Annotated in this window: 1 protein-coding gene; it reads right to left on the bottom strand. The window is 65.2% G+C overall.

Annotation, left to right across the window (positions count from 1 at the left end; translation table 11 throughout):
* The coding region (locus tag AC0IW7_RS24840; RefSeq protein ID WP_471821506.1) for an ATP-binding cassette domain-containing protein at positions 1 to 267 on the bottom strand (267 nt) is incomplete at both ends.

A 267-nucleotide genomic window follows, 5' to 3' on the forward strand; every position in this document is an offset into this window, starting at 1 on the left:
GATGCAGGTGATGCCGCTCTCGTGTTGCAGGCGCTTGAGTTCGAGCTGCATTTTTTCCCGCAGCTTTTTCTCCAGCGCACCGAGTGGCTCATCGAGCAGCAGCACGCGCGGGCGCTTCACCACTGCGCGGGCCAGCGCCACGCGCTGACGTTGGCCGCCAGAGAGTTGATCCGGCTTGCGCTCGGCCAACTCGCCCACTTGCGCGGTGGCGAGCACGGCAGCCACGCGCTGACGGATTTCAGCGGCGGGCAGCTTTTCCATTTCCAG

The organism is Pseudomonas sp. AC229, from assembly GCF_979254655.1.